The sequence below is a fragment of the Streptomyces sp. Y7 genome (assembly GCF_043195415.1).
Taxonomy (GTDB): Bacteria; Actinomycetota; Actinomycetes; order Streptomycetales; family Streptomycetaceae; genus Streptomyces.
Map to the genome: position 1 here is coordinate 14,661 of NZ_JBIDDQ010000047.1, position 24,671 is coordinate 39,331.

The 24,671-nt window shown below is 72.1% G+C and carries 21 protein-coding genes and 1 riboswitch; of the genes, 12 read left to right on the top strand and 9 right to left on the bottom strand.

What is annotated here, in order from left to right; translation table 11 throughout:
- Positions 1 to 59: 59 nt before the first annotated feature.
- The 5 genes from ACGFW6_RS44540 to ACGFW6_RS44560 all read right to left on the bottom strand — a co-directional run bounded on the left by ACGFW6_RS44540 (position 60) and on the right by ACGFW6_RS44560 (position 5,398).
- Complete coding sequence (locus ACGFW6_RS44540; RefSeq protein ID WP_393523370.1) at positions 60 to 740, bottom strand: response regulator; 681 nt, start codon at positions 738 to 740, stop codon at positions 60 to 62.
- Complete coding sequence (locus tag ACGFW6_RS44545; RefSeq protein ID WP_393523373.1) at positions 737 to 2,419, bottom strand: ATP-binding protein; 1,683 nt, start codon at positions 2,417 to 2,419, stop codon at positions 737 to 739. The genes ACGFW6_RS44540 and ACGFW6_RS44545 overlap by 4 nt, the downstream gene beginning before the upstream one ends.
- Positions 2,420 to 2,931: 512 nt before the next feature.
- On the bottom strand, positions 2,932 to 3,873 hold the full coding sequence (locus tag ACGFW6_RS44550) for a sucrase ferredoxin (protein WP_393523375.1): 942 nt from the start codon (positions 3,871 to 3,873) through the stop codon (positions 2,932 to 2,934).
- 250 nt (positions 3,874 to 4,123) lie between these two features.
- A complete protein-coding gene (locus ACGFW6_RS44555) occupies positions 4,124 to 4,360 on the bottom strand; it encodes a hypothetical protein (RefSeq protein ID WP_356633175.1) in 237 nt (78 codons plus the stop codon).
- Between the two features lie 279 nt (positions 4,361 to 4,639).
- Positions 4,640 to 5,398 carry a DeoR/GlpR family DNA-binding transcription regulator gene (locus tag ACGFW6_RS44560; RefSeq protein WP_393523378.1) on the bottom strand — a complete coding sequence of 253 codons (759 nt, stop codon included), beginning with the start codon at positions 5,396 to 5,398 and terminating at the stop codon, positions 4,640 to 4,642.
- Positions 5,399 to 5,447: 49 nt separating this feature from the next.
- Here ACGFW6_RS44560 and ACGFW6_RS44565 point away from each other — a divergent pair, with 49 nt between their 5' ends.
- Together ACGFW6_RS44565 and ACGFW6_RS44570 are read left to right on the top strand one after the other, a co-directional pair.
- Positions 5,448 to 5,837 (top strand): DUF4406 domain-containing protein, encoded by a 390-nt coding sequence (locus tag ACGFW6_RS44565; protein ID WP_393523381.1) that lies wholly within the window; start codon positions 5,448 to 5,450, stop codon positions 5,835 to 5,837.
- Positions 5,837 to 6,544, top strand: coding sequence for an NUDIX domain-containing protein (locus ACGFW6_RS44570; RefSeq protein ID WP_393523384.1), 708 nt, complete (start codon positions 5,837 to 5,839; stop codon positions 6,542 to 6,544). The genes ACGFW6_RS44565 and ACGFW6_RS44570 overlap by 1 nt, the downstream gene beginning before the upstream one ends.
- A 154-nt stretch (positions 6,545 to 6,698) precedes the next feature.
- Here ACGFW6_RS44570 and ACGFW6_RS44575 read toward each other — a convergent pair whose 3' ends face one another.
- Complete coding sequence (locus ACGFW6_RS44575) at positions 6,699 to 7,250, bottom strand: DUF6082 family protein (protein ID WP_393523387.1); 552 nt, start codon at positions 7,248 to 7,250, stop codon at positions 6,699 to 6,701.
- 323 nt (positions 7,251 to 7,573) lie between these two features.
- Between ACGFW6_RS44575 and ACGFW6_RS44580 the strand changes: the two genes are divergently transcribed.
- A complete protein-coding gene (locus tag ACGFW6_RS44580) occupies positions 7,574 to 8,713 on the top strand; it encodes a CobW family GTP-binding protein (RefSeq protein WP_393523390.1) in 1,140 nt (379 codons plus the stop codon).
- Positions 8,714 to 8,899: 186 nt separating this feature from the next.
- Here the strand turns inward: ACGFW6_RS44580 and ACGFW6_RS44585 are convergent, their stop codons facing one another.
- Positions 8,900 to 11,356, bottom strand: coding sequence for a DNA topoisomerase (ATP-hydrolyzing) subunit A (locus ACGFW6_RS44585; RefSeq protein WP_393523393.1), 2,457 nt, complete (start codon positions 11,354 to 11,356; stop codon positions 8,900 to 8,902).
- Positions 11,357 to 11,775: 419 nt separating this feature from the next.
- Between ACGFW6_RS44585 and ACGFW6_RS44590 the strand changes: the two genes are divergently transcribed.
- The 4 genes from ACGFW6_RS44590 (at position 11,776) to ACGFW6_RS44605 (ending at position 16,600) form a co-directional block, all read left to right on the top strand.
- Positions 11,776 to 13,152 (top strand): M16 family metallopeptidase, encoded by a 1,377-nt coding sequence (locus ACGFW6_RS44590; RefSeq protein ID WP_393523395.1) that lies wholly within the window; start codon positions 11,776 to 11,778, stop codon positions 13,150 to 13,152.
- Entirely contained in the window at positions 13,149 to 14,537 is a 1,389-nt protein-coding gene (locus tag ACGFW6_RS44595) for a M16 family metallopeptidase (RefSeq protein ID WP_393523397.1), read from the top strand. Before ACGFW6_RS44590 ends, ACGFW6_RS44595 begins: the two co-directional genes overlap by 4 nt.
- Before the next feature lie 213 nt (positions 14,538 to 14,750).
- A riboswitch (cyclic di-AMP (ydaO/yuaA leader) is annotated at positions 14,751 to 14,916 on the top strand.
- Positions 14,917 to 14,928: 12 nt separating this feature from the next.
- Positions 14,929 to 15,714, top strand: coding sequence for a M23 family metallopeptidase (locus tag ACGFW6_RS44600; RefSeq protein WP_393523400.1), 786 nt, complete (start codon positions 14,929 to 14,931; stop codon positions 15,712 to 15,714).
- Between the two features lie 190 nt (positions 15,715 to 15,904).
- Positions 15,905 to 16,600 carry a GntR family transcriptional regulator gene (locus ACGFW6_RS44605; protein WP_393523403.1) on the top strand — a complete coding sequence of 232 codons (696 nt, stop codon included), beginning with the start codon at positions 15,905 to 15,907 and terminating at the stop codon, positions 16,598 to 16,600.
- Positions 16,601 to 16,801: 201 nt separating this feature from the next.
- Here ACGFW6_RS44605 and ACGFW6_RS44610 read toward each other — a convergent pair whose 3' ends face one another.
- Entirely contained in the window at positions 16,802 to 17,083 is a 282-nt protein-coding gene (locus tag ACGFW6_RS44610; protein WP_003993478.1) for an HPr family phosphocarrier protein, read from the bottom strand.
- 179 nt (positions 17,084 to 17,262) lie between these two features.
- Here ACGFW6_RS44610 and ACGFW6_RS44615 point away from each other — a divergent pair, with 179 nt between their 5' ends.
- The 4 genes from ACGFW6_RS44615 to ACGFW6_RS44630 are packed head-to-tail and all read left to right on the top strand — an operon-like array spanning position 17,263 to position 22,642.
- Positions 17,263 to 20,109 (top strand): GNAT family N-acetyltransferase, encoded by a 2,847-nt coding sequence (locus ACGFW6_RS44615; protein WP_393523406.1) that lies wholly within the window; start codon positions 17,263 to 17,265, stop codon positions 20,107 to 20,109.
- Positions 20,110 to 20,161: 52 nt separating this feature from the next.
- Positions 20,162 to 20,749 (top strand): DUF5998 family protein, encoded by a 588-nt coding sequence (locus ACGFW6_RS44620; RefSeq protein WP_393523409.1) that lies wholly within the window; start codon positions 20,162 to 20,164, stop codon positions 20,747 to 20,749.
- Positions 20,749 to 21,951 (top strand): alkaline phosphatase family protein, encoded by a 1,203-nt coding sequence (locus ACGFW6_RS44625; RefSeq protein ID WP_393523412.1) that lies wholly within the window; start codon positions 20,749 to 20,751, stop codon positions 21,949 to 21,951. The genes ACGFW6_RS44620 and ACGFW6_RS44625 overlap by 1 nt, the downstream gene beginning before the upstream one ends.
- A gap of 43 nt (positions 21,952 to 21,994) precedes the next feature.
- A complete protein-coding gene (locus tag ACGFW6_RS44630) occupies positions 21,995 to 22,642 on the top strand; it encodes a thymidine kinase (RefSeq protein ID WP_393523414.1) in 648 nt (215 codons plus the stop codon).
- A gap of 18 nt (positions 22,643 to 22,660) precedes the next feature.
- Here ACGFW6_RS44630 and ACGFW6_RS44635 read toward each other — a convergent pair whose 3' ends face one another.
- Positions 22,661 to 23,464 (bottom strand): VOC family protein, encoded by an 804-nt coding sequence (locus ACGFW6_RS44635; RefSeq protein ID WP_393523417.1) that lies wholly within the window; start codon positions 23,462 to 23,464, stop codon positions 22,661 to 22,663.
- Between the two features lie 296 nt (positions 23,465 to 23,760).
- On the opposite strand from ACGFW6_RS44635, the gene ACGFW6_RS44640 reads away from it, so the two are divergent.
- A complete protein-coding gene (locus ACGFW6_RS44640) occupies positions 23,761 to 24,612 on the top strand; it encodes a sulfurtransferase (protein ID WP_393523419.1) in 852 nt (283 codons plus the stop codon).
- The last annotated feature ends 59 nt before the right edge of the window (positions 24,613 to 24,671 follow it).

Genomic DNA, 24,671 nt, shown 5'->3' on the forward strand with positions numbered 1-24,671 from the left:
CGTCGGTATCCGTATGAAGAGGTGGCACGGTTCCTTCCCCCGCCCCCACGGGCCGTGCCTCAGGCGCGGGTCGCCCACACGTAACGGTGTTCCGGGCGGCCCGCGTCCCCGTATTTCAAGGTCAGGCGGGCGCGTCCGGTGCGTTCCAGGAGCTTGAGATAGCGCTGGGCGGTCTGGCGGCTCACACCGGTCCGGTCGGCGATCTCCTGGGCCGACAGGGGTCCTTCGGCGTTCATCAGGGACTGCCGTACGAGCTCCGCGGTCGTGGGGGAGTGCCCCTTGGGCAGGTTCGGCTCCGAAGGGGCGGACAGCGCGCCGAAGATGCGGTCGACCTCGACCTGCTCCGCCTCGCCGCCGCCGTCGAGGGTGCGGCGCAGGTCCGCGTACGCCTCCAGCTTGGCGCGCAGTCCCGCGAAGGCGAACGGCTTGACCAGGTACTGCAGAGCCCCGTGCCGCATCGCCGCCTGCACGGTCGTGATGTCCCGAGCCGCCGTCACCATGATCACGTCGGTCTGGTGGCCGCGCCGGCGCATCTCCTGGACGACCGCGAGGCCCGTCTCGTCGGGCAGATAGTGGTCCATGAGAACCAGATCGAGCCGCGGCAGCTCCTCCACCTGGCGCAGCGCCTCGGCGGCGTTGTGCGCCTCACCGGCCACGTGGAAGCCCGGCACCTTCTCGACGTAGGCGGCGTTGACCCGCGCGACGCGCGTGTCGTCGTCCACGACCAGGACCTCGATCATCGCGACTCCTCCTCGGCGACGGTGTGCGGACGCGGCTCCGACGACACGGTGAGGGCGGGTTCCAGGTCCGCCTCGGCCAGCGCCTCGGGCAGCACCACGGTGAACTCGGCGCCCCCGCCGGCCGCCTCGCCCACCGTGGCGCTCCCGCCCTGCCGTTCGGCGAGCCTGCGCACGAGGGGTAGCCCGATGCCGCGCTCGCGATGGGCCGGGCGCTGCTTGGTGGACCATCCCTCGGTGAAGATCAACTCGCGCTGCTCCTCGGCGATTCCCGGCCCCGTGTCGCGCACCCGGAGCGTCGCGGCACGCCCCTCGGCCAGCAACTCGACCTCCACGCGTGCGTGCGGTGTGCCCGCGACGGCGTCCAGTGCGTTGTCCACCAGGTTGCCGACGATCGTGACGAGCCCTCTTGGGTCGATCAGCCGGTCCGGGAGCCCGGTGCGGTCCGCCAGGCTCAGCGCGACACCGCGCTCGGCGGCCACGGTCGCCTTGCCGACCAGCAGCGCGGCGAGCAGCGGGTCCTGGATCCTCTCGGCGACCTGCTCCGCCGTGGCCCGGTGATCGCCGACGACCTCCCCGACGAACTCCACGGCGTCGTCGTACATCTCCAGCTCCAGCAGCCCCAGCAGCGTGTGCATACGGTTGGCGTGCTCGTGGTCCTGGGCGCGCAGGGCGTCGATCAGCCCGCGCGTGGAGTCGAGCTCCCGGCCGAGCTGCTCCAGCTCGGTGCGGTCGCGCAGGGTGGCCACGGCGCCGCCGTCGTCGGTGGGCATGCGGTTGGCGACCAGGACGCGCTGGCCGCGGACCGTGAGGAGATCGGTGCCGGTCACCCGGCCCGCGAGCACGTCGGCGGTACGGCCCTCGCCGAGCGCCTCGTCGAGCGACCGGCCCACGGCCTCGTCACCGATGCCGAGCAGGCGCCGCGCCTCGTCGTTGAGCAGGCGGATACGGCCGCCGCGGCCCAGGGCGACGACGCCTTCCCGGATGCCGTGCAGCATTGCCTCGCGCTCCGCGAGCAACGCCGAGATGTCGGAGAAGGCCAGGTCACGGGTCTGCCGCTGGAGCCGGCGGGAGATCAGCCAGGCGGCCAGCGCGCCTACCGCCAGGGCGCCGCCCGCGTACGCGAACAGCCCCGGGATCGCGTGCAGCAGCCGGGCCCGCACGCTGTCGTACGCGATGCCTACCGAGACCGCCCCGACGATCTTCCCGTCGTCGTCGCGCAGTGGCACCTTGCCGCGGGCGGTGCGGCCCAGGGTGCCGCTGTCGATCTGCATGACGTCATGGCCGGCGAGGGCCTGGCCCGGGTCGGTCGAGACGAGTCTGCCGATCTGGCTGGGGGTGGGGTGCGACCAGCGCACGCCGCGTCGGTCCATCACGACGACGTACTCGGCCTTGGTGGCCGTACGGATCCGCTCCGCCTCCCGCTGCACGGGGCCGCCGGCCGTCGCGGACGTGTCCGTCAGGTCCTCGGCGATCTGCGGCTGGGCGGCGGTGGTCTGCGCGATCGCCAGCGCACGGCGCATCGCCTGGTCGTCCAGCTGGTCGCTGAGCGGGGCGAGGAACAGTCCGGTCGCGAGCACCGCGACTCCCGCGGCGATCGCCACCTGCATCAGCAGCACCTGCGCGAACATCCGCCGGGGCAGGCCGAGGCGCAGGCGACGGGCGGGGGGAGTGGAGCTCATACCCATGACGGTACGTGGGGGTGCGGGGAGGTCCGTAGAGGGATGTGGCGTGGATCTCGTGATCGATGCCGGGCAGGCGGCATCGCGGTCGCCTCGCGCTGCCTCGCCCTTCGGGCCGGGGTGGCCGTTGCGGCGTCGTCCCGCGGTCGGGCCGCTGGGGCGGCCTTGTCCCGCGGTTGGATCGCCGGCGCTGACCCGCCCTGACCTCGACTCGCGGTCCGGTTGCCGGCGCCGGCCCGCCTTCGTTCCGGGTGCCGGTGCTGATCTCACTCGCGGTCCGGTTACCGACGGCGGCCCGCGCTCGGTCCGGGTGTCGGTGCTGGCCTCACTCGCGGTCTGGTTGCCGGCGCCGGCCCGCGCTCGGTCCGGGTGTCGGTGCTGGCCTCACTCGCGGTCCGGTTACTGACGGCGGCCCGCCCTCGCCCCGGGTGTCGGCGCTGACCCCACTCATGGCCCGGTTGCCGGCGCTGACTCGACTCTCGGTTCGGTTGGCGTGCCGACCCGTCGCTCGGTCAGCCCGCGAGGGCCGCCGTCATCCTCAGTTCGCGCAGCGCCACCACGTCCATGCGTGCGGGTGAGCCGAGGACCGACCCGCAGCTCTCGGGGCGGGGCGGCAGGGAGGCGCCCTGGGCGACGCTCACCCTCCAGTGCCGTCCGTCCACGTGCGCGACGGTGACCTCCCAGCGCGGGGCCGTGCCGTCGGTCCGTACGACGCTCAGCGCCTCGGCCGCGGTCTCGCCCGTGGCCCTGCGGACGGCCAGCTCGGCCGCCTGGCCGGGCCGCTCCCAGGCGGAGTTCCCGCGGCAGCCCGCCACGACGATCCGGCCCTCCTGGACGCCGTGCAGGACTTCCTTGACGGCATGGGCCTGCGCCCGGCCGTACGCGTAGCCGTACGGCAGCACGAGCAGCGTGGGGGAGAAGCGGTGGCCGCCCAGGTGCGTCACCTCCCAGACGCCGTCCACCCCGGATGCGGCGAGCTCCGCCGCGAGCGGGCGGCCCAGGAGGGCGCAGCAGCGGTCGCGCTTGCCGTTGGTGCAGACGAGCGCAAGCGGGTCGCCTATGTGGGGGCGCCCCTGGAGAACCGAGTCGAAGGTGTGGTGATCGCCCATGCCGAGGGCGGTGAAGTCCAGGTCGAGCAGGCGCTGGGGGTCGCTGATCGTGGCGGAGTGCAGCCACACGTTGCCGGGGACGGTGTGGGCCACGTAGACCTGGCGTGCCGCGGGCCCGCCGCAGTCCGCGTGGCGGCCGGGGCGGCGGATCAGGGCGACACGTACGCCGGTGCCCTGCGCGGCCGCTTCCAGAGCGCGGCCCAGCGCGGGATCCAGGTGGCTCTGGGTGAGCGCCTTGGCACCCCACGGACCGGGCTGCTCCAGCAGCAGCCATGTCGTCGCGGTCGCCGCGGTCCCCGCGATGGGCTCGTCGAGGTCCTGCGAGACGGTTGAGCACGTACTCACAGAGGTGAGCCTAACCTGACTTGGTGCGGAGCGAGGGCTCGAGGGGGCGCTGTGCTGCTCCAGGGGCTGCAGACATGCGTGTGGCCTGGTGCCGTTCTGGCGCCAGGCCTCATCGGGGGAGATCGAGCAGTGACGGGGTGCCGGCTGCTCGCCGGTCGGTGGCCCGGCTCGCTCGACGGTGTGCGTGCGGCCGGGGGGTGTGGTGTGACGGTACGGGTCTGGGGTGGGACGCGTGCTCGTGCGGGGAGTCTCAGGCGTCGGGAATGTCTGCCTTGGCGCGGATGAGAGTTTCTCTGCTCACGATGACGATGCGTTCGTAGTCAGCGCGGGCGGCGTCGGCGGGCAGTTCATGCTCCAGCGCCTCGGTCGCCTCGGTGCCGATGACGGCGAAGTTGCCGTCACTCAGCTCGAACACGTCCGGGCAGGTGGCTCCTGAGTTACTGCCACGGGCGCTTGGAGGCACACCGATGCGGCGCACGATCTTCAAAGGTACCGGTCCTTACCAAACAACTGGTGCTAGTGAGGGTGGGCGAGATTGATGAGGAGCAGGATGCCACGGTGCTCCTGGCCTTGAGGCTCGATCAACAAAAGATCACTCAGTCGTGTCCCGCCGTGCCTGCATTTGACCGACTTGGCGTTACGTGGCCCTGGCCCGGCCGGGGTTGACGCCGCCGCGGTGCTCGGTCCGTCGCGGTCTGTGGGCGAACAGTCGTGACGGGCCGACGTGTTGAACCTGCGGCGACCTCACACCGTCCGGCGCGTCGTCTCAGCCGGCTGCGAGGACTTCCACGCCGTGCGCCGTGAGCTGCTCGACGGTCGCGTGGTGGGGGTCGGCGTCGGTGATCAGTCCGCTGATGTCTTCCCAGGGCAGGACGCGGAACCGCGAGGCCGTGCCGATCTTCTCGGACGAGGCGAGGATGTAGGTGTCCGCGGCCCGTGCGGCCAAGGTGCGCTTCATCGCGGCCTCTTCGGGGTCGCCGGTGGTGAGCCCCGTCTCAGGATGGACGCCGGTCACGCCCAGCAGGCACAGGTCGGCGGAGATGTTCTGGGCGGCCTCGACCGCGGCCGCGCCGCAGGCGACCGCGGAGTGCTTGAAGATGCGGCCGCCGAGCAGGAAGACCTCGGCCAGCGGATGCTCCAGCAGTGCGGCCGCGACGGTCGGGCTGTGGGTGATCACGGTGCAGTCCAGGTCCGGCGGAAGGGCATGGGCCACAGCGAGGGCGGTGGTGCCGCCGTCCAGGATCAGAGCGCTGCCCGGCCGCACCAGTGCGGCGGCCGCCGTGGCGACTTTCTGCTTGCCGTCGGGGGTGACCGTCTTCCGGGCGGCGTAGTCCGCGACGGCCGGGGAGACGGGCAACGCCCCGCCGTACACGCGCTGGCACAGTCCCTCGGCGGCGAGGTCACGCAGGTCGCGGCGCACGCTGTCCTCGGAGATGCCCAGGTCCGCGGCGACGTCCTTGGCGACGATCTTGCCCTGCCGGGCGAGCAGACCCAGCAGATGAGCACGTCGTTGAGCGGCCAGCATCCATACTCCTTCATGTTCTTGCACGTTTCTGCATGTATCGTAGCGCGGCATGACCGACAAGCCGATGCTCATCCTCATCGCCGGGCCCTACCGCTCCGGCACCGACGGCGACCCACGGGCCATGGCCGCCAACCTCGCCCGCCTGGAAGCTGCGGCCTGGCCGGTCTTCGCCGCCGGCCACGTGCCCATGATCGGTGAGTGGGTGGCCCTGCCCGTCCTCCGCTCGGCCGGCGCCGGGCCCGCGGACCCTCTCGCCGATGAGGTGCTGTACCCGACCGCCGAACGTCTGCTCGCCCACTGCGACGCCGTGCTCCGGCTCCCCGGTGACTCCACCGGAGCCGACCAGGACGTCGCCACGGCCCGCCGCCGTGGCCTGCCCGTCTACCACGACGTGGCCGAGATCCCGCGCCGCGCTTCGCGGGAAGGCGAGGCCGCGTAATGGCCCGCCCCGGGATCGACACCCCCGACCATCGCGCCCGCCCCGGGATCGACACCCCCGACCATCGCGGCCGCACCGGCCTCGACCGGGCCGGACGTGACTTGGACCGCAACCCCGACGTCGTGGTCAGGGAGGTGGACCTCACCTCCGAGGGCTGGCACGTCCTGCGCCGCACCACCTTCGACTACCGCCGCCGCGACGGACGCTGGGAGACCCAGCAGCGCGAGACGTACGACCGTGGCAACGGCGCGGTCGTCCTGCCGTACGACGCCGAGCGCGGCTGTGTGCTGCTCACCCGTCAGTTCCGCTACCCGGCCTACGTCAACGACCACCCCGACGGCATGCTCGTCGAGGCCGCCGCCGGGCTGCTCGACGGCGACGACCCGCTCGCCGCCGTCCGGCGCGAGGCCGCCGAGGAGCTCGGCGTCACGCTCGGCCCGATCGCCCACATCCTCGACGCCTATATGAGCCCCGGCTCGGTCACCGAGCGCCTGTTCTTCTACGCCGCCCCCTACACCCCCGTCGACCGCACCGGAGCCGGCGGCGGTCTCGAGGAGGACGGTGAGGACATCGAAGTGCTCGAACTGCCCTTCGCGGAGGCTCTCGCCATGGTCCGTGACGGACGCATCACCGACGGAAAAACGATCATGCTGCTGCAATGGGCCGCCCTGGACGGCCCCTTCGCCCCGGCCGCAGATACTGGCTGACAGCACGGCCCCCCGGGGGCCACCCGCCCCAGGTGTGCGGACAGCAGGGGAGAGCCATCAGGCCGCCGTGGGGTCGGGGACGAAGCTGTCAGAGGGCAGCCTGCGCGGACAGAGCAGGCCTGCGTGCGCGTGACGGGTCGACGAGCTGCGTCCGTCAGTCCGTCGGAGGGTTGCCGACCACCCACCACTCGTCGGTATCGGCTTCGTCGAGGTCGCTGACCAGGCCGTCGACCATGTGCCCCAGCTGGGCTTCCTCGGATGCCTCGTTCAGGGAGGCGCGCATGTGCCGCGAGGCTTCCCAGTACTCGCGGAATATCGGGCTCTGGAAGAACTCCCGCAGGTGGCGGTACAGCTCCTCGCGGTCCAGCAGGCCCGCTCGGTAGAGGTGGAAGAGGTGCACGTACCAGGCGTTGGCGTAGAAGAACTGCCGGCGCCTCTCCGCCGGGATGCTCTTGTCGTAGGTGTCGATCACCGCGGCGAGGGAGGGGTCGTCGATGGCCCTGGCCAGCAGCTCCCACTGCATGCGTTGCTGATGGGCGAGGGCCTTGCGGCGGATCGCCAACTCCTCGAGTTCCAGTTGCCGCTCCTGCAGACGTGCCTCCTCCGACCGCCGTTGGCGTGATGCCAGCGCTGCGCTCGCGGTGGTGATGAGGACGGCGAGCGTGGCCGTGCACAACCTCCCCGCGAACCATTTCCGTGTGGCCATGTCAATTACCCCCGATCAGGCGGCCGTCCGCCGGTCGTCGGGATGCGGGTCGTCTGGAGGGGACCGGCGAGCGGTGGGCGGCGCTTGCCGTCTCCCAGAGTGCCGAGCGGCTCTGATCGGCGGGGAGGCGGAGAGGAGGCGCACAGAGGGAAGCGAGGGTCGCACACTCCGGCGCCATGCCCAACGTCTGCCCGGCAAGTGCAGCTAACAATCGTTCACTTCGCGGGGATTCTTCCGGCTCGTATCCTGGGGCGGCATTCAAATTTCCGGATGTGCGCCGCGTCGCGAGCCGGTGCACCCGTCGGCGTGAGAAAGGTCGCACGTTGAGTCAGAAGGGCCCCGGGCCGCAGCAGATTCCAGTCGTCGTGCTCGCCGGATTCCTCGGTTCCGGCAAGACGACTCTGCTCAACCACCTCCTCCATCGCAGCGGAGGCACCCGCATCGGGGCCATCGTCAACGACTTCGGTTCCATCGAGATCGACGCCATGGCGGTGGCCGGCGCGCTCGGCGACTCGACGGTCTCCCTCGGCAACGGCTGTCTGTGCTGCGCGGTCGACGCGAGCGAGCTGGACGTCTATCTGGAGCGGCTCGCCCGGCCGGCCACCGGCATCGACGTCATCGTCATCGAGGCCAGCGGGCTCGCCGAGCCCCAGGAACTGGTGCGCATGCTGCTCGCCAGCGAGCACCCCGGCATCGTGTACGGCGGACTCGTCGAGGTCGTCGACGCCGCCGAGTTCGACACCACACGCGCCAAGCACCCCGAGATCGACCGGCACCTCGCCCTCGCCGACCTCGTCGTCGTCAACAAGCTCGACCGGGCGGCGGACGGCGGGCGCGTCCTCGGGCTGGTCCGTGAGCTCGCCGAGCGCGCCGCCGTCGTCCCTGCCGTCCACGGCCGTATCGACCCCGAGTTCCTCTTCGACTGCCGGCCCAGCGAGGAACGTATCGGGCAGCTGTCCTTCGACGACCTGCACGAGCACGGTGGCGACGGCGAGGACCAGGACGTCCACCACGGCCACCTGCACACCGCGTACGACAGCCTTTCCTTCGTCTCCGAGCAGGCCCTCGATCCGCGCCGGCTGATGGAGTTCCTGGACAGCAGGCCGGAGGGGTTGTACCGGATCAAGGGGTACGTGGACTTCGGGCCGCACGACGCCGCGAACCGCTATGCCGTGCACGCCGTCGGGCCGTTCCTGCGCTTCTACCCGGAACCGTGGGCCGACGCCGACGCCGACGCCGACGCCGACGCCGACGCCGACGCCGACGCCGACGCCGACGCCGACGTTCGACTCACCCAGCTCGTCCTCATCGGCTCCGGTATCGACTCCGCCGCCCTCGCCAAGGACCTGGAGGCGTGCAAGACCGACGCCCCACACGCCGACGAGCACGGCATGTGGGGCGTCCTGCGCTACGTACAGGAGCCGGACGTACGGGAGCCGGACGTACGGGAGCCGGACGTATAGGAGCCGGACGTACGGGAGCCGGAGGAGCCGGACGCAGGGGACCCGGACCTGCAGGACCGGGGTCTGCGGGGCCCCGGCGAGAAGGGCCCCGACGGCCTCCCGGCCTAGACCGGTCCCCCGACCAGGGCCCCGACGGTCTCCCGGCCTAGACCGGTCCCTCGACCAGGGCCCCGACGGTCTCCCGGCCTAGACCGGTCCCGCGACCACCGACACCGTCTTCGCCAGTGACACACCCGAGCCGTCGCGGCGCGGATCCATCTCCGGAAGCTCGGCCGGTGTGCCGTTCTTCTGCGCGGCCCGTGCGGGAGTGGCGCCCGCCCAGGCCAGGGAGAGGCAGTCCTCGCCCTTGAGGAACCGCTGGCAGCGCACACCGCCCGTGGCGCGGCCCTTGCGCGGGAACTGGTCGAACGGCGTCAGCTTGGCCGTCGTCTGGACGGAGTCGTCCAGCGTGCCGCGCGAGCCGGCGACCGTGAACACCACGGCGTCGGCCGCCGGGTCCACCGCGGTGAACGAGATGACCTTCGCGCCCTCGGTGAGCTTGATGCCGGCCATGCCGCCGGCGGCGCGGCCCTGCGGGCGGACCTGCGCGGCCTGGTAGCGCAGCAGCTGGGCGTCGTCCGTGATGAAGACCAGGTCCTCCTCACCGGTGCGCAGCTCGATCGCGCCGACGATCCGGTCGCCGTCCTTCAGCGTGATGACCTCCAACTCCCCCTTGTTGGAGGGGTAGTCGGGCACCACACGCTTCACGACGCCCTGCTCCGTGCCGAGCGCGAGGCCGGGCGACGACTCGTCGAGCGTGGTCAGGCAGACCAGCGACTCGCCGTCCTCCAGCGACATGAACTCCGCCAGCGGCACGCCGCCCGCGAGGTTCGGTCTCGACGCCGTCTCCGGCAGCTGCGGCAGGTCGATGACGTTGATCCGCAGCAGCCGGCCCGTGGACGTCACCGCGCCCACCTCGCCGCGGGCCGTGGCCGGCACCGCCGAGACGATCACGTCGTGCTTGGAGCGCCTGGCGTCGTCGTCCTCCGCGAACGGGTCGCCGTTCGCCGTACGGGCCAGCAGACCCGTCGAGGACAGCAGCACCCGGCACGGGTCGTCGGCCACCTGGAGCGGCACGGCGGAGACCGTGGTGCCCGCCGACTCCAGCAGGACCGTACGCCGCTCGGTGCCGAACTTCTTGGCCACCGCGGCCAGTTCGGCGGAGACCAGCTTGCGCAGCTCCGCGTCCGAGTCCAGGATCCGGGTCAGCTCGGCGATCTCCTCGTTGAGCCGCTCCTTCTCCGCCTCCAGCTCGATGCGGTCGTACTTGGTGAGACGGCGCAGCGGCGTGTCGAGGATGTACTGGGTCTGGACCTCGGACAGCGAGAAGCGCTCCATCAGGCGTTCCTTCGCCTGCGCGCTGTTCTCGCTGGACCGGATCAGCCGGATGACCTCGTCGATGTCCACCAGCGCGGTGAGCAGGCCCTCGACCAGGTGCAGACGGTCGCGGCGCTTGCTGCGGCGGAACTCGCTGCGCCGCCGCACGACCTCGAAGCGGTGGTCGAGGTAGACCTCGAGGAGCTCCTTGAGGCCGAGGGTGAGGGGCTGGCCGTCGACCAGGGCGACGTTGTTGATGCCGAAGGACTCCTCCATCGGCGTCAGCTTGTACAGCTGCTCCAGGACCGCCTCCGGCACGAAGCCGTTCTTGATCTCGATGACCAGGCGCAGGCCGTGCTCGCGGTCGGTGAGGTCCTTGACGTCGGCGATGCCCTGGATCTTCTTCGAGCCGACCAGGTCCTTGATCTTGGCGATGACCTTCTCCGGACCGACCGTGAAGGGCAGCTCGGTGACGACCAGGCCCTTGCGGCGGGCGGTCACGGTCTCGATCTCGACCGTGGCGCGGATCTTGAAGGTGCCGCGGCCGGTCTCGTAGGCGTCCCGGATGCCGGCGAGGCCGACGATCCGGCCGCCGGTGGGCAGGTCGGGGCCCGGGACGTGCTTCATCAGGGTGTCCAGATCCGCGTTCGGGTGGCGGATCAGATGGCGGGCGGCGGAAATGACCTCGCCGAGGTTGTGCGGCGGCATGTTCGTGGCCATGCCGACGGCGATCCCGGACGCGCCGTTGACCAGGAGGTTCGGGAAGGCGGCGGGCAGCGCCACCGGTTCCCGCTCCTGGCCGTCGTAGTTCGGGGTGAAGTCGACCGTGTCCTCGTCGATCGACTCGGTCATCAGGCTCGTCGCCTGCGCCTGACGGCACTCGGTGTACCGCATGGCGGCCGGCGGGTCGTCGTTGCCCAGCGAGCCGAAGTTGCCGTGGCCGTCGACCAGCGGGACGCGCATGGAGAAGGGCTGGGCCATGCGCACCAGCGCGTCGTAGATCGACGCGTCGCCGTGCGGGTGCAACTTACCCATGACCTCGCCGACCACGCGGGCGCACTTCACATAGCCGCGGTCGGGGCGCAGGCCCATCTCGTTCATCTGGTACACGATGCGGCGATGCACCGGCTTGAGGCCGTCGCGGGCGTCGGGCAGGGCGCGGGAGTAGATGACCGAGTACGCGTACTCGAGGAAGGAGCCCTGCATCTCGTCGACGACGTCGATGTCGAGGATCTTCTCCTCGTACGAGTCGTCGGGCGGCGGGGTCTTCGTGCTACGGCGGGCCATCGCTGCCGGCTCCTTGCTGAAGCGTGGACGGATCTGACGCGGACCATTGTGGACCGCGGCACTGACAACCACCGACCAGGACCCGATGTTGGGCTCCGGCCCGGCGCCTGAGAAGTGTCGCCGACGCCGGCCCTCGTCGGCGACCGACTCCGCCATCGAGCACCGACAGGCCTGGACCAGGGAGCCCGCACAGGCACTCCGACCCCGGTGGCAAGCTCACGCCCCACAAGCGTTCACTCGCCGGAGTGACCGCCCCGCGCACACACGGCACATCCGACCCACGCGCCACACGCGCGTCCCGAGGCAGCGGTTCTGACCGGGAACTTCGCCGAGCCTTCGCACGCTGCATACAGTGGCAGGAACTCATGCCGAACTGCTCGGCACAACGAAGTGCACGCGACCGGAAGGACACCTTGCCCATGGGTCACACGGCCACACCGGAGGCACAATCCGGCGGCCTCACCGCGACGGAGCACCGCCTGGCCAACGGGCTGCGCGTGGTGCTCTCCGAGGACCACCTCACGCCGGTCGCCGCGGTCTGCCTCTGGTACGACGTCGGCTCCCGCCACGAGGTCAAGGGCCGTACCGGACTCGCCCACCTCTTCGAGCACCTGATGTTCCAGGGCTCGAACAGCGTCAAGGGCACGGGGCACTTCGAGCTCGTCCAGGGCGCCGGTGGTTCGCTGAACGGCACCACCAGCTTCGAGCGCACCAACTACTTCGAGACCATGCCCGCCCACCAGCTGGAGCTCGCGCTGTGGCTGGAGGCCGACCGCATGGGCAGCCTCCTGACGGCACTCGACGAGGTGAGCCTCGAGAACCAGCGGGACGTCGTCAAGAACGAGCGCCGCCAGCGCTACGACAACGTCCCGTACGGCACGGCCTTCGAGAAGCTGACCGCGCTGTCGTACCCCGACGGACACCCTTACCACCACACGCCGATCGGTTCGATGGCCGACCTGGACGCGGCCAGCCTGGAGGACGCCCGCGCGTTCTTCCGCACCTACTACGCGCCCAACAACGCCGTGCTGTCCGTCGTCGGCGACATCGACCCGGAGCAGACGCTCGCCTGGGTCGAGAAGTACTTCGGCACCATCCCGGGGCACGACGGCAAGCCCGCCCCGCGCGACGGCTCGCTGCCGGAGGTCATCGGCGAGCAGCTGCGCGAGGTCGTCGAGGAGAACGTCCCCGCGCGGGCGATGATGGCCGCCTACCGCCTCCCGAGCGACGGCACGCGCGAGTGCGACGCCGCCGACCTGGCGCTGACCGTGCTCGGCGGCGGCGAGTCCTCCCGCCTGTACAACCGGCTCGTGCGGCGCGACCGTACGGCCGTGGCGGCCGGCTTCGGCCTGCTGCGCCTGTCCGGCGCGCCCTCGCTGGGCTGGCTGGACGTGAAGACCTCCGGTGACGTCGAGGTGCCCGTCATCGAGTCGGCCGTCGACGAGGAGCTCGCCCGCTTCGCGCAGGAGGGCCCCACCGCCGAGGAGATGGAGCGCGCGCAGGCCCAGCTGGAGCGCGAGTGGCTGGACCGGCTCGGCACCGTCGCGGGCCGCGCCGACGAACTGTGCCGGTACGCCGTCCTGTTCGGCGACCCGCAGCTCGCCTTCACCGCCGTCCAGCGCGTCCTCGACGTCACCGCCGAGGAGGTCAAGGCCGTCGCCCAGGCCCGGCTGCGCCCCGACAACCGCGCGGTGCTCGTGTACGAGCCGGTCGCCGACGAGGCCGAGGAACCGGAAGCCGCCGCCGGCGACGGGGCCGCCCCCGCCACCGACCAGAACGAGGAGTCGGCGCAGTGACCGAGCTCGCCAGCATGGAGTTCCACCCGCAGCCCCAGGCGGGCCAGGCCCGGCCCTGGGCGTTCCCGGCGCCCGATCGCGGCATGCTGGACAACGGCCTCACGGTCCTGCGCTGCCACCGCCCCGGCCAGCAGGTCGTCGCCGTCGAGGTGCTCCTGGACACGCCCCTGGACGCCGAGCCGAAGGGCCTCGACGGCATCGCCACGATCATGGCGCGCGCCCTGTCCGAGGGCACCGACAAGCACACCGCCGAGGAGTTCGCCGCCGAGCTGGAGCGCTGCGGCGCCACGCTCGACGCCTACGCCGACCACCCCGGCGTCCGGGTCAGCCTGGAGGTGCCCGCCTCCCGGCTGTCCAAGGCGCTCGGCCTGCTCGCCGACGCCCTCAGGGCGCCCGCGTTCGAGGACAGCGAGGTCGAGCGCCTGGTGAACAACCGGCTCGACGAGATCCCGCACGAGCTGGCCAACCCCTCGCGCCGGGCCGCCAAGGAGCTCTCCAAGGAGCTGTTCCCGGCGACCGCGCGCATGTCCCGCCCGCGCCAGGGCACCGAGGAGACCGTCGCCGGCATCGACGCGGCGTCCGTACGCGCCTTCTACGAGCGGCACGTACGCCCCGCCACCTCCACCGTCGTGGTCGTCGGCGACCTCACCGGCGTCGACCTCGACGCCCTGCTCGGCGACACCCTGGGCGCCTGGACCGGCTCCCCGGGCGAGGCGCGCGCGGTCCCGCCGGTCATCGCGGACGACACCGGACGCGTCGTCATCGTCGACCGTCCCGGCGCGGTCCAGACGCAGCTGCTGATCGGCCGTGTCGGCCCGGACCGGCACGACCGCGTGTGGCCCGCGCAGGTGCTCGGCACCTACTGCCTCGGCGGCACCCTCACCTCCCGGCTGGACAAGGTCCTGCGTGAGGAGAAGGGCTACACCTACGGCGTGCGGGCCTTCGGCCAGGTCCTGCGCTCCGCCCCGGACGGCACGGGCGCGGCGATGCTCGCCATCAGCGGCTCCGTCGACACCCCGAACACCGGTCCGGCCCTCGACGACCTCTGGAAGGTCCTGCGCGGGGTCGCCGCCGAGGGGCTCACCGACGCCGAGCGGGACTTCGCCGTGCAGAACCTCGTCGGGGTGGCGCCGCTGAAGTACGAGACCGCCGCCTCCGTGGCGAACACGCTGGCCGACCAGGTCGAGCAGCACCTGCCCGACGACTACCAGGCGACGCTGTACCAGCAGCTGGCCGCGACCGGCACGGTCGAGGCCACCGCGGCGGCCGTGAGCGCCTTCCCGGTGGACCGTCTGGTCACGATCCTCGTCGGCGACGCGGCCGAGATCCGGGAGCCCGTCGAGGCCCTCGGCATCGGTGAAGTGACCGTCGTGGCAGCCGAGTAGAGGACGAGCTCGCGCCGTCCGGCGCCACGCGCGTGCAGGGGCCCTGGTGACCCAAGAGTCACCAGGGCCCCTTTATGCCCGAATTGAGGGAGAGGTTGCCTGTCTGGCCTGTGGGATGCGCTACAAAAGCCGCGATCCGTTTGGGGATTGAAAGATGCCGCGTTTAGCGTCTTCCGGGCTGTCCGTCAGGCAGTGCGCCGCGCCCGCGGCACCGGACAGTCATCGCCGAGTCCCCGTACGGCGCGAGCCAGGGGAGCCGGGGACCCACCCGTAGTCCCTGGGGTGAATCGGACGCCCGCGCGAGTCGCGAGGGGGTCCGTAGGAGACCTTCCTGCTCCGAACCCGTCAGCTAACCCGGTAGGCGAGAGGGAAGGAAAGGACCAGCCACTTCATGGCGTTCACCTGCGCCACGGGGAAGAACCGCCCCACCGGGAAGCACCGTAGGCCCGGCCGGTTCGAGCGCACCACCGCCCGCGCGGCCGGAGTCGCCGCGCTCACCGCCACCGGAGTCGTCGGCACCCTGGCCGCCCCGGCGCTGGCCGCCGAGCCCGCCGCCGAGCAGACCGGCCTCATCCCGGTCGTCACCGTCGAGAACTCGATCGTGGACCAGATCGACGCCCAGGCGATCGCCCAGGAACGGGCCGCCGCCGAGGCCGCCGCCGCGAAGAAGGCCGCTCAGGAGGCCGCGCGCGAGAAGGCGGCCGCGCAGGCCGAGGCGAAGCGCGAGGCCAAGGAGCGCGCCGCCCGCGAGGCCGAGCGCAAGCGCCTGCTGTCGTACGTCGCCCCGATCGCCGGCTCGTACGTCTCCACCGGCTACAAGACCGGCGGTGCCGTCTGGTCCTCCGGCAGCCACACCGGCGTCGACTTCCACGCCGCGAGCGGCACGTCCGTGCACGCCGTCGGTGCCGGCACCGTCGTCGAGGCCGGCTGGGGCGGGTCGTACGGCAACAACGTCGTGATCAAGATGAACGACGGCACGTACACGCAGTACGGCCACCTGTCGTCCATCGGCGTCTCGGTGGGCCAGTCCGTCACCCCGGGCCAGCAGATAGGCCTCTCCGGCGCCACCGGCAACGTCACCGGGCCGCATCTGCACTTCGAGGCCCGCACCACGGCGGAGTACGGCTCCGACATCGACCCCGTGGCCTATCTGCGCGGGCACGGCGTGAACGTCTGACGCTGCCCCCCGCGCGTCCCTTCGAAGCCCCGGCTCCCCGAGCCGGGGCTTTCGATGTTTTCGACCCCCCGCTGACCAAAAAATATGCATGGATTTCGGCTCCCCGTCGGAAATTCCGGCCGGTTGCAATAGAGTCCTCGGGAACACGTCATTGGTCGACGTTTCACGGGGATTAAGGCGGAGGTCGGGCATGCGTATTCCGGCGCACTCGGTGTGCACGGCGATCCGGGACGACATCGTCGCCGGTGTCTACGAGCGTGGCGGCCGGCTCACCGAGGAACTGCTCGCCCGCCGCTACGGCGTCTCCCGCGTCCCCGTGCGGGAGGCCCTGCGCACCCTGGAGGCGGAGGGCTTCGTGGTGACCCGGCGTCACGCGGGCGCGTGCGTCGCCGAACCGACCGAGCAGGAGGCCGCCGACCTGCTGGAGATGCGCGGCCTGCTGGAGCCCCTCGGCGCCTCCCGGGCCGCCCAGCGGCGCACCGAGGCCCATCTGAAGGTCCTGCGCGGCCTGGTCAGGCTGGGGCAGGAGCGGGCCAGGCGGGGAAACAGCGACGACCTGCGCTCCCTGGGCGGCTGGTTCCACGAGACGCTCGCCCAGTCCACCGGCAGTCCGGCCCTGACCTCGATCCTGGCTCAGCTGCGCCACAAGATCGCCTGGATGTACGCCGTGGAAGCGCCGGTCGATCCCGTGGAGTCCTGGGCCGAGCACGGCGCGATCGTGGACGCGGTGGCGCGCGGCGACGGCGAACGCGCCCGCGCGATCACGGCGCTGCACACCGAGCGCTCCCTCTCCGCGCACCGCCTGCGGTTCGCCGCGGGCGGCGAGCGCGCGGACCGTGTGAGGAATTCGCAACATCCCGTAAACATGCCGAGCCTGCGGCATTAACACGCGCGCCGTATACAAAGAGAAGGTATTCGGCGGGGAGGAATTTCCGCTGCCCTTTTCGGATTCACGACCGGTCGCGCCGTGAATTCCGTCGGCGCCTGCCCGAAACAGCGAGGCGGCGCCCGCTGAAACAGTAAAGCCGCGCCCGCCGGAAAGGCGGACGCGGCTTCACCGTTCGCTACGGAGGCCCGTTCAGGTCGTTCAGACCGTCTCGGGCAGTTCCTCGAGTCCCTCGGAGACCAGCTTGGCCAGACGGTCGAGGGCGGCGTCCGCACCCTCGGCGTCGGAGGCGAGGACGATCTCCTCGCCGCCCTGGGCGCCCAGGCCCAGGACCGCCAGCATGGAGGCCGCGTTGACGGGGTTGCCGTCAGCCTTGGCGATCGTCACCGGGACGCCTGCGGCCGTGGCGGCTCGGACGAAGATGGAGGCGGGGCGGGCGTGGAGGCCCTCGGCCCAGCCGACGTTGACGCGGCGCTCAGCCATGTGATGCTGCCCTTCGGTTCTCAGGGTTGTCTAGACCAGTTTCCCACACTCGTGAAGCACGCCGGAACGGGACGGCTGTCCCTCCCGAAGTGACCGTGGGGTCGCGGCCTCGACCCCACGTGACGTCCCGAACAGACTGCCTCGCGCCGTTGTCGTACGCGAGCCGTAATCTGGGCCCCATGCAGAGCGCCTCGGACAGGCACGAGTACCCCGCCCACTGGGAAGCCGACGTGGTGCTGCGCGACGGCGGCACCGCGCGCATCCGCCCCATCACCGTTGATGACGCCGAGCGCCTGGTCAGCTTCTACGAGCAGGTGTCGGACGAGTCGAAGTACTACCGCTTCTTCGCGCCCTACCCGCGACTGTCCGCGAAGGACGTCCACCGCTTCACGCACCACGACTTTGTGGACCGGGTGGGACTCGCGGCCACGGTGGGCGGCGAGTTCATCGCCACCGTACGCTACGACCGGATCGGCGCTGACGGAATGCCCGCGTCCGCACCGGCCGACGAGGCCGAGGTCGCCTTCCTCGTCCAGGACGCCCACCAGGGGCGCGGCGTCGCCTCCGCCCTCCTGGAGCACATCGCCGCGGTCGCCCGCGAGCGCGACATCCGCCGGTTCGCCGCCGAGGTGCTGCCGGCCAACAGCAAGATGATCAAGGTGTTCACGGACGCCGGGTACACGCAGAAGCGCAGCTTCGAGGACGGCGTGGTGCGCCTGGAGTTCGACCTGGAGCCGACCGACCGCTCGCTCGCCGTGCAGTACGCGCGCGAGCAGCGCGCCGAGGCCAGGTCCGTGCGCCGGCTGCTGACGCCCGGCTCCGTCGCCGTCATCGGCACCGGCCGCACCCCCGGCGGCGTCGGCCGCGGCGTCCTCGGCAACATCAGGGACGCCGGCTTCACGGGACGGCTGTACGCCGTGAACAAGGCGTTCCCGGAGGACCTCAAGGAGGTCGACGGAGTTCCCGCGCACCGCTCCGTGCGCGACATCGACGAGCAGGTCGACCTCGCGGTGGTCGCCGTGCCGGCCGAGTACGTCCCCGACGTGGTCACCGAGTGCGGCGAGCACGGCGTGCAGGGCCTGGTCGTGCTCTCCGCCGGCTACGCCGAGAGCGGGCCCGACGGACGCGAGCGCCAGCGCGAACTCGTCCGGCACGCGCGCACGTACGGCATGCGCATCATCGGCCCGAACGCCTTCGGGATCATCAACACCGCCGACGACGTACGGCTGAACGCCTCCTTGGCCCCCGAGATGCCGAGGCCGGGCCGCATCGGCCTCTTCGCGCAGTCCGGCGCCATCGGGATCGCCCTGCTGTCCCGGCTGCACCGGCGCGGCGGCGGAGTCACCGGCGTCACCGGCATCTCCACCTTCGTGTCGTCCGGCAACCGGGCCGACGTCTCCGGCAACGACGTCCTGCAGTACTGGTACGACGACCCGGACACCGACGTCGTCCTCATGTACCTGGAGTCCATCGGCAACCCGCGCAAGTTCACCCGCCTCGCCCGGCGCACCGCGGCCGCGAAGCCGCTGGTCGTGGTGCAGGGCGCGCGGCACGGGGGAGCGGCGCCGCAGGGCCACACCGTGCGGGTCACCCGGCTCCCGCACACCACCGTCTCCGCGCTGCTGCGGCAGGCAGGCGTGATCCGGGTCGACACCATCACCGAGCTGGTGGACGCGGGACTGCTGCTCGCGCGCCAGCCCCTGCCGACCGGACCGCGGGTGGCGATCCTCGGGAACTCCGAGTCGCTGGGCCTGCTGACGTACGACGCCTGTCTGTCCGAGGGCCTGCGGCCGCTGCCGCCGCTGGACCTGACCACCGCCGCGTCGGCCGCCGACTTCCACCAGGCGCTCTCCCGCGCGCTCGCCGACGACACCTGCGACGCGGTCGTCGTCACCGCGATACCGGCGATCGGGGACGCGACCACCGGGGACGCCGAGCTGGCGCAGGCCCTGAGCTCGGCCGCCGAGCGGGTGCCGGGCAAGCCCGTCCTGGTGGTGCACGTGGAGCTCGGAGGGCTCGCGGAGGCCCTGTCCGCCGCGGCGAGCACCGCGCCCCGGGCCGGTACGACGGCGCCCCGCACCGCGGGCCGCGACCACCCCTTCCGCCCGCTGGACTTCCCGGCCGAACCGCTGCCCGAACCGTCGGACACCACCGAGAACGCCCCCCGCCTCATCCCCGCCTACCCGGCCGCCGAACGCGCGGTCCGCGCTCTGGGCGAGGCCGTCAAGTACGCCCAGTGGCGCCGCGAGGCCGCCGAGCCCGGCAAGGTGCCCGAGTACGAGGACATCGACGAGAAGGGCGCCGCCCGGCTGATCGACGGCCTCCTCGCGCGCGGACAGGGACTCACGCTCGGCGCCGACGAGACCTGCGACCTGCTCGGCAAGTACGGCATCGAGGTGCACCGCGCCCTGCACGCCCCCACCCCCGACGCGGCCGTCGACGCCGCCCGCACCCTCGGCTACCCGGTCGCCCTCAAGGCCACCGCCCCGCACCTGCGGCACCGCGCCGACCTCGGCGGCGTACGGCTCGACCTCGCGGACGAGGAACAACTGCGGCGGGCGTACACCGAGTTGACCGAGCTGTTCGGCAGACCGGAGGAGCTCAGGCCGGTCGTGCAGACCATGGCGCCGCGCGGCGTCGACACCGTCGTACGGGCCGTGATCGACCCGGCGGCCGGCGCCGTGCTGTCCTTCGGGCTCGCCGGAGCCGCCTCCCAGCTGCTCGGCGACATGGCGCACCGGCTGATCCCGGTGACCGATCGCGACGCCACCTCCATCGTCCGGTCGATCCGGACGGCACCGCTCCTCTTCGGCTGGCGCGGCTCGACGCCCGTCGACACCCCCGCCCTGGAGGAACTGCTGCTGCGGGTGTCGCGGCTGGTCGACGACCACCCGGAGGTCGTGGCGGTCACCCTGGAGCCGGTCGTCGTCGCCACCCACGGCCTGAGCGTGCTCGGCGCCTCCGTGCGCCTCGCGCTGCCGCCGGCCCGCGACGACCTCGGGCCGAGGACCCTGCCGACGTACTGAGACCGCTCTGAGCGGTGCCTCGCAGTCAGTGCACCCCCGTAGGATGGACGTCATGGCCAAGACCAGTACGACGACCCAGGGGCTGCGAGCGGCGATCGAGCGCAGCGGCTACTACCCGGCCCTCGTGGCCGAGGCGGTGGAGGCCGCCGTGGGCGGCGAGCCCATCCGGTCGTACCTGGTCCACCAGGAGACCACGTTCGACCAGAACGAGGTGCGGCGGCATGTGACCGTCCTCGTCCTCACCGGCAACCGCTTCATCGTCAGCCACACCGACGAGCAGGCCGCGGACAGCACCTCCCCGACGCCCTACGCCACGACCTCGACGGAGTCCGTCAAGATCGGCCGGATCTCCTCGGTCGTGCTCAGCCGTGTCGTCGCCAACCCGGAGCAGTACACGGTGGGCACGCTGCCCCGCGAGGTGGTCCTCACCATCGGCTGGGGCGCCGTCTCCCGCATCGACCTGGAGCCCGCCGCCTGCGGAGACCCCAACTGCGAGGCCGACCACGGCTACACGGGCAGCTCGACGGCGGACGACCTCAGCCTGCGCGTCAGCGAGGCCGGCGACGGACCGGAGACGGTGCGCCAGGCGCTCGCCTTCGCCCAGGCGCTGTCCGAGGCGACCGCGGACGTCACCCGCTGATGTCCCACAGCGCACAGTCCACCGCCTGGGACCCCCATCCGGAACCCCTCGCCGTCGCCTCGGCGCCGTCCCCCGAGTACGGCAGCGGCTCGCTCGCCGATCTGCTGCCCACGCTGGCCGCCGGCATGGCCGTACCGGGCATGACCGCCACGATCGGCGAGCTGACCCCCGCCGACCGCAACTGCGTGTTCCTGATCGACGGCCTCGGCTGGGAACAGCTCAGGGCGCACCCCGACGAGGCCCCGTTCATGAGCGCGCTGCTCGGCAGCTCGCGCGGCGGCACCGGACGCCCGATCACCACCGGCTACCCGGCGACCACCGCGACCTCGCTCGCGTCCGTGGGCACCGGGCTGCCGCCGGGCGCGCACGGCCTGCCCGGCTACACCGTGCGCAACCCCGAGACCGGTGAGCTGATGAACCAGCTGCGCTGGAACCCGTGGACGCCGCCGCACGTCTGGCAGCCGTATCCGACCGTGTTCGAGCTGGCGCAGAGGGCCGGCGTGCACGCGGCCCAGGTGTCCTCGCCCACCTTCCAGAACACCCCCCTGACCAAGGTCGCGCTCAGTGGCGGAACGTTCCTCGGGCGGCTGACCGGCGAGGAGCGCATGGACCTCGCGGCCGAGCAACTGGCCGCCGGCGACCGCTCCCTGGTCTACACGTACTACGCCGAACTCGACGGCGCCGGCCACCGCTACGGAGTCGACTCCGACACCTGGCGCGGCCAGCTGATGTACGTCGACCGGCTCGTCCAGCGCCTCGCCGAGCAGCTCCCGCCGCGCACCGCGCTCTACGTCACCGCCGACCACGGCATGATCGACGTCCCCTTCGACGAGGACCACCGCATCGACTTCGACGCGGACTGGGAGCTGCGCGCCGGCGTGGCCCTGCTGGGCGGCGAGGGCCGGGCGCGGCACGTGTACGCGGTGCCGGGCGCCGTCGGCGACGTCCTGACCTGCTGGCGCGAGGTGCTCGGCGAGCAGTTCTGGGTGGCCTCACGCGACGAGGCGATCGAGGCGGGCTGGTTCGGGCCGCAGATCGACGAGCGGGTCCACGACCGCATCGGCGACGTCGTCGCGGCCGCCCGCGACGACGTCCTGATCATCGCCTCCGAGCGGGAGCCGAAGGAGTCGGCGATGGTCGGCAACCACGGCTCGATGACCCCCGCCGAGCAGCTGGTCCCCCTGCTCGAAGTACGCTCCTGAAGCCTCCCCACGCCCCTTGTTGCCGAAAGGTCCTCAACTCCACATGTCCGAGCTGGTGTTCTTCTCCGGAACGATGGACTGCGGGAAGTCGACACTGGCTCTCCAGATCGAGCACAACCGTTCGGCGCGTGGTCTCGCGGGCATGATCTTCACGCGTGACGACCGCGAGGGCGAGGGCAAGCTGTCCTCGCGGCTCGGCCTGGTCACCGACGCGGTGGAGGTCGAGGACGGCATGGACCTCTACGCCTACCTCGTCAACCATCTCTCCCGGGGCGGCCGCGCGGACTACGTCATCGCCGACGAGGCCCAGTTCCTCGCCCCGGCCCAGATCGACCAACTCGCGCGCGTGGTCGACGACCTGGGTCTCGACGTGTACGCCTTCGGCATCACGACGGACTTCCGCAGCAAGCTCTTCCCCGGCTCCCAGCGTCTGGTGGAGCTCGCGGACCGGGTCGAGGTCCTCCAGGTGGAGGCCCTGTGCTGGTGCGGCGCCCGCGCCACCCACAACGCCCGCACGATAGGCGGCGAGATGGTCGTCGAGGGCGCCCAGGTGGTCGTCGGCGACGTCAACCAGTCCGACGCCGTCGGCTACGAGGTCCTGTGCCGCCGCCACCACCGCCGCCGGATGACGGCGGCCAGCGCACGGGCGGCGGCGCTGTCCCCGGACGTGCTGCCGGTGCAGTCGGCCTGAGCCGCGACGGGACCGCCGTCAGCGCGGCTTCTGGATGACGGAGAACCGCGCGCCCTCGGGGTCCGCCACCGTCGCCACCCGGCCGTGGGCGCTGTCGCGGGCCGGCCGCAGCACATGTCCGCCCAGGCCGACGACCCGCTCCACCGCGTCGTCCGTGTCGGCGACTTCGAAGTACGTCATCCAGTGCGCGCCCCGGTCACGGGGCAGGGCGTTGCCGACGCCGTGGATGCCGGCGACGGGGCGCCCGTCGATGTGCAGGCCGACGTAGTCGAGGTCGGCGGAGTCCGCTGCCTGCGCCTCGTAGCCGAACACCGTCTCGTAGAACTTGGCCACCGTCACGGACTCGAAGGTCACCAGCTCGTTCCAGGCCGGGGTGCCGGGCACGCCGGTGATGGCCGTGCCGAGGTGGGCGGCCGTCTGCCAGATGCCGAAGACGGCGCCGGAGGGGTCGGAGCAGATCGCCATCCGGCCGGCCTCGGCGGCGTCCAGCGGGCCGACGCCGACGGTGCCTCCGCACAGCCGTACGGTGTCGGCGGTCAGGTCCACGTCGTTCGAGGCGAGGTAGGGCGTCCAGGCGACCGGGAGGTGACGGTCGGGCGGCAGCCGGCCGATGCCCGCCACCTCACGGCCGTCCAGCAGGGCCCGCTCATAGGGACCGAGCTGCTGGGGGCCGGGGCGGAACTCCCAGCCGAACAGGGCTCCGTAGAACTCCTGGGTCGCGGCCGGCCCGTGCACCATCAGGCTCACCCAGCAGGGTGTGCCGGGCGCGTGCCGAGCGTGCGTCGCGCCGTTCGGGCCGGCCGACCCCCGTGCCTCGGTCATCGTCACTCTCTCCTCGGCCCCTCGCGGTGGCCGCGTCTCATCCGCTGTCCCGCCCCCCGTGCCGATGCTCGCACCGCCCGTGGCCGCGCGCGCTGCGGGCACGCCGCCGCACGACGGCCGCCGACCGGAGGATGCCCGGTGTGCGAGGGACCGCCCGTTTCCGTGCGATTGCCGACGGATGTCGATCGGCTGTACAGCATGTGCCCGATCCCGTACGCCCGGTGATCGGACCTGTCCGGCGGGCAGAGTATCCGGAGCCGGACGATGCGGCCACCCCGTGCGCGAGGATGGGGACCATGAACGCCATCATCTCCGCATCCGACCTCGCGAACGCGCTCACGGGGCAGCACCCGCCAGTGCTGCTCGACGTCCGCTGGCAGTTGAGCCTGGCCAAGACCCCTGGCGAGCCCCCGTTCGACGGCCGCAGGGCCTACGCATCCGGTCACCTCCCCGGCGCGGTCTACGTCGATCTGGACCGGGAACTGGCCTCCGCACCCGGTTCGCGCGGCCGTCACCCCCTGCCCGACTTGGCTGAATTCGGTAGGGCGATGCGGCGATCCGGAGTGTCCTCGGCGACTCCTGTGGTCGTGTACGACGGCGGCCAGGGCTGGGCGGCGGCCCGTGCCTGGTGGCTGCTGCGCTGGACGGGGCACCCCGACGTGCGGGTCCTCGACGGCGGACTCCCGGCCTGGGAGGGCACCTTGGAGACCTCGGTTCCGACGCCGGCGGCAGGCGACTTCGAGCCGGTGCCGGGGGCGAGGGGTCTGCTCGACGCCGACGGCGCCGCGGCGATCGCCCGGTCGGGGGTACTGCTGGACGCACGAGCGGGGGAGCGGTACCGGGGCGAGGTCGAGCCGATCGACCCGGTCGGCGGTCACATCCCCGGCGCGCTGTCCGCCCCGACCAACGAGAACGTCGCCCCGGACGGCCGCTTCCTGCCCGCCGCGGAACTCGCCGCCCGCTTCAAGTCCCTGGGGGCGTCGGAGGGCACCCCGGTGGGCGTCTACTGCGGCTCGGGAGTCTCCGCCGCGCACGAGGCCCTGGCCCTGGCGGTCGCGGGCATTGCGGCGGACCTGTACGTCGGTTCCTGGTCGGAGTGGTCCTCGGACCCGTCCCGTCCGGTGGCCGTGGGGCCGGACCCGCAGTAGGGCGAAGCCGTTCGGCCAACGGGGGACGGGGGACGGGGGACGGGGGGCGGACCCCACCC